The 521-nt window shown below is 43.8% G+C and carries 1 rRNA gene; it reads left to right on the top strand.

Annotated elements, in window-relative coordinates:
* Window positions 1-50, top strand: a 16S ribosomal RNA gene (locus DX933_RS18350); the annotation flags it as partial.
* Window positions 51-521 lie beyond the last annotated feature (471 nt).

Here is a 521-nt window from a genome sequence, read left to right as displayed (position 1 = left end):
AGTCGTAACAAGGTAGCCGTATCGGAAGGTGCGGCTGGATCACCTCCTTTCTAAGGATATAATAGAAGGCGGAAGCGGCCGTTTAGCAACGTACGGACTGGAGAAGTCCTGACGAGATAAAGGAAACCCGATGAACGAAAGTGAATCGAAGTTGACTTATCGTAGGAAGGAATTCGAAGTCCGCTAGTTGCTGGCCGCTGGAGCTAGACTATGATAACGGAACATGAATACCAACCACTTACGTGGTACGATTCATGAACATACTGTGTTGTTTGGTTCAGTTTTGAGAGAGCAAATCTCTCTAAAAAAACAACCACATCCTGTGGTTATTTGTACCTTGAAAACCAAATAAGCGTAACAACGACATCAAACCAAAAAAGTGGATACATTGCGAAAGCAATTGTAGAAGCTTGTTTTATTTACAATGCTTATTCATGAGAGATAGTTAAGTGAAGAAGAGCGCACGGTGGATGCCTTGGTACTAGGAGCCGAAGAAGGACGGGACTAACACCGATATGCCT

The organism is Ornithinibacillus gellani, assembly GCF_003730295.1.
Lineage (GTDB): Bacteria > Bacillota > Bacilli > Bacillales > Amphibacillaceae > Ornithinibacillus_A > Ornithinibacillus_A gellani.
This window is presented reverse-complemented; position numbering and strand designations above follow the sequence as displayed.